Origin of the sequence: Myxococcus llanfairpwllgwyngyllgogerychwyrndrobwllllantysiliogogogochensis (assembly GCF_006636215.1) — a bacterium.
In the GTDB taxonomy this organism is placed as follows: domain Bacteria; phylum Myxococcota; class Myxococcia; order Myxococcales; family Myxococcaceae; genus Myxococcus; species Myxococcus llanfairpwllgwyngyllgogerychwyrndrobwllllantysiliogogogochensis.
Window position 1 is genome coordinate 1 of sequence record NZ_VIFM01000467.1, and the last position, 3,955, is coordinate 3,955.

Below are 3,955 nucleotides of genomic sequence, written 5' to 3' on the forward strand. Positions count from 1 at the left end.
GTGGAGCACGGGTGGGGCCCGTGTCGGTGGAGACGTTCCGGCGGGACATGGGTTTGCTGCTCGACTGGCATCGGGCGGGCTGGCCGAACGAGCTGGCGTACCGGCGCGTCAACGGGGTGGATGCCTGGAGTCAGTACCTGCGGGCGATGAGCCGGGACGGTGTGTGGGGAGACCATGTGGTGCTGGCGGCGGTCTCCAACCTGTTCCGCGTGCGTTTCCAGACCTTCGCCAGGACGAGCGCCCGCGCATATTGGAGCGACGAGGTGGACTTCGTGCCCCGTGAGGAGGGGCATGAGGCGGCGCCCCTGTTGCGGCTCGCCAACCTGAGGAACGCGCACTACGAGGCGGTATGCCCGGAGGAGGGGTTGGGGCCCGCGGTGGCGGGGTCGCCCGAGCGGTACGCCGCCCTCGCAGTGCGGCGCCGCCGAGGTGGAGAAGGGGCGCTGAGGGCCCTGGCGCAGTCAGCGGCCACGTCTTCGTCCAGCACGGCTTCGAGCGCGGGGGCCTCCTCGACGGACCCGGCGATGACCGGTCCCGTGTGCCTCTGGCCGAACACGAACCACTTCAAGCACGACACGCCGCCCCGACATCCACGGGGGCTCTTTCTCTTCGGTGAGAACGACGCGTCGAAGAAGAACAAACACTTCCAGAGCAGTACGCAGGCCATCATCCGCATGAACCCGAACGCGCTCGGGGTGCGCACGTGCTGGGTGCCTGGCGTGGGCATGGTCGACACGGACTTCGCCAGGAACCAGCAGGCCATCGACGACGACTGCGCAGAGGCACTCCGGCTCCTGACGCAGGGCCTGTACACGACGCTTGTCGTGCCGTGGAACCTCGCGTCCAACACGCTGGATATCGGCACGGGGGTCGCCAACCTGCCGAAGGGCGCGCCCAGGACGTGGGCTCATTTGCAGAAGAAGGTCCAGGAGCTCATCGACTGGGCGAACGCCCAACTGGGGACGGTGCGGGTCGTCCCCCGGTTGACCCTGCTCGTGCCGTCGGTGGTGACGCGCAAACAGGAGGACCTCTACGTGCAGGAGGTCTCGGAGGCGATGCAGCGGGCTCCGTCCGTCCGTGAGGACTCCAGCACGAGCGTCGTGGGTGTTCCCAATGTCGTCCCCCTGCGGACGCTGCGCATCTCGGGCGGGACGTCACCGGCGATGGGGCGCTGGTCCGATGCCACCTATGCGCAGAACACGGCGATTCTCGACGAGGACCTGCGGGCGCTGATTGACCGCGTGGAGAGTCGCCAGTTCCGCAGGCTCGTGCTCCCGCGGAACAGCGACGGCGAGATACTCCTGGGAACAGAGCTGGGCCAACTGGACGTGTACGCGCCGAAGACGTTGGCCTATCTGCGCGGGAGGCTCGAGGGGCTGTGCCAGCGCTGCAAGGAGGTGCAAGTCGCCAGCTCCTCGAATTCCCTGTCCTCTTCCACCACCGCTGGAGAGGGCGTGGCCCGGGGGCGCGCGCGCACCAAGCGCAGGCGCGACATGAACAACGACGAAGCCCCTGTCGAAGACGGCACGGCCCCTGTCGAAGTCAACACGGCGCCTGTCGAAGACGACGTGGCTCCTGTCGAAGACGACGCGGCTCCTGTCGAAGACGACGCGAGTCAAGACGAGCAGGAGAGGGAGTCCGCTCCCGTCGCGAGGCGCCCCTCCAAGTTCCCGAGAAAGGGCACGTCGAGACCGGATCAATGATGATGAACAGGCGTCGCGATGGGGCGGGCGCCCTCGCGAGTCCGGCCCCTGTCGCGAGGTGCTCCTGCCTGTGTGCTTTGTGTGGTCCCGAGACGCTGACGCCCACCGTTCAACGGGCCAGCGGCTCGGAGTCTGGGGAGCGACATGCCGGACGGCCTCGCGCGGGCTGCTTCCGGGCCCGCGTGGGACCCGGCTCGGCGGGGGCGTGACTACAGCTCGCTCAGGCCCGGGTCGAACAGGTAGCTGAGCTTGACGAGGAACTCGCGGGAGAACACGGGCATGGGCGCGTGGCCGCCGTTGTACGGCTGGGCGATGCGGAAGTTCGTGCCGAGCAGGTTGTAGACGCCCGCGCCAATCTCCAGCCCCTTCGTGCCCACGTCCTCCGCGCGCACGTAGAGGTTGAGTAACAACTGCGTGGGCAGCTCCTCCACGGCCGAGTCGCCGTCGTCGTCCGGCACGTCCACCGCGAAGCGCCGGCCCACGAGCACCGCGGTGGGATTCACGGACAGCCACGGCTGCACCTTGAGGCTGCCCGACAGCGAGGCCTTGTGCGTGGGCATCCCGGTGAAGGCGTTGGAGTGCCCGGGCACCTGGTAGTCCGCCACGTCGTTGCGGCCCGACGGCGCGTAGAACGAGTAGCTGAGCGCCGCGCGGCCCCAGCTCCCCTTGACGTGGTAGTCCAGCTCGATGCCCCGGCTGCCGAGCCGTCCCAGGTTCCGGTACGCCTCCTCGTTCGCCACCGCGTCGTACGAGTAGATGATGGGGTCCGACACGCCCACGTCGAAGGCGTTGGCGCTCAGGGCGTGTCCGTCGCCGAAGCGCAGCGTGCCCTCCAGCTCGTACACGGTGGTGCGCTCGGGCTTCACGTCCGCGCCCAGGCTGATGTTCTCGATGCCCGGCGCGCGAAACGCGCGGCTGAAGAGCGCCTTGGCGCTGAACGGGCCGAAGCCGCGCAAGAGCACCAGCCGGGGAACGAACGAGCTGCCGAAGTCGCTGTGGTTCTCATACCGCGCGCCCGCCACCACCGTGACGATGGGGTTCTCCGAGAACGCCTCCACGAAGCCCGCGACGTTGAGGTACGAGACGCTGGTGGCGCCGTCCTCGCCGAAGGCCGTCTGGAGACCCACGTCCGCGGGGCCCCTGAGCTTGCCCTGGTCCGATGCCACGTCCACGCCGCCGGTGAGCTGCAGGAAGTCCAGCGCCGCCCAGCGCGCCATCGTCCGGCCGCGCAGCCGCATCACCCGCTTCTCGTAATAGAACTCGGAGGCTTGGTCCGCGTCGCGGAACGGCTCGGAGAGCGTCAGGTTGAAGCGGGGGATGATTTCCACCCGCTCGCTGGGACGGAAGCGGTTGCTCAGCTCCGCGTGGAAGGACTCGAAGTCGGAGGAGGAGGGCGCGTCCAGCACCTCGTCGAAGGCGACGATGGCCGACGTCGCGAAGCGCTGGTACAGCACGCTCAGCTGGAGGTCCCGGTAGCCCACGCCCGCCTGCACCGTCGTCGGGTTCAGCTTCGTGTTGCCGCCCATGTCCGCGCTGTTGCCGAAGAAGTCCTGGAACTGGGCGTCGCTGCGCTGGCCCTGGCCGAGCGACGCGGAGGCGAAGACACTCAGTCCCGGCGCGGACTCGAAGACCTTGCGCCCCGACAGCGTCAGGCTCCGCCGGCCGTTGACCTTCGCCAGTTGTCCGTAGGTGCCAGACACCATCAGGTCCGTGCTGCCCTGCACGCCCCGGGTGATGACGTTGATGACGGCCAGCTCCGCGTTGCCGCCGTAGATGACCGAGCCGGGACCGCGCACGACCTCGATGCGCTCAATCAGCTCCACGGGCAGCTCGTTGCCCAGCTGCATCGTCGAGTAGAGCTGCTCGTTGAGCTCCTTGCCGTCGACGACGAGCAGCACCTTGCCCTCGTAGCCCCACAGCCCTCGAAACCCCGGCCCGACGGCGCCCTGGGTGTCCACGCCGAAGAAGAAGCCCGGCACCTGGAGCAGCACGTCCATCAGGTCGCGCGCACCCGAGTTGCGAATCTCCTCCGCCGTCATGGAGGTCACCACGGCGGGCGAGTCGCGCAGCTTCGTTATCGCGAACGAGGCCACCTGGCTGTGCACGTCCGACTCTTCATCGAGCGGCAGCTCCTCTTGTCCCGACGCGGGCGGCGGGGGCGCGGCCTCGGCCTCGGTGGTGGGCTCGGAGGTCTCCGGCTCCCACTGGGCGAGGGCGGAGGGCGTGGCGGAGAGCAGCAGCGAGAGCAGGAC

General features: G+C 68.8%; 2 protein-coding genes. One reads left to right on the top strand and one right to left on the bottom strand.

Features of this window, described 5'->3' with window-relative positions; genetic code table 11:
* Window positions 1–1,703, top strand: a 1,703-nt coding sequence (locus FJV41_RS48340; protein ID WP_497812677.1) for a DUF7831 domain-containing protein, incomplete at its 5' end; no start/stop codon positions are given.
* 209 nt (window positions 1,704–1,912) lie between these two features.
* On the opposite strand, the gene FJV41_RS48345 is transcribed toward FJV41_RS48340, so the two are convergent.
* Window positions 1,913–3,955, bottom strand: a 2,043-nt coding sequence (locus FJV41_RS48345) for a TonB-dependent receptor plug domain-containing protein (protein WP_438616791.1), incomplete at its 5' end; no start/stop codon positions are given.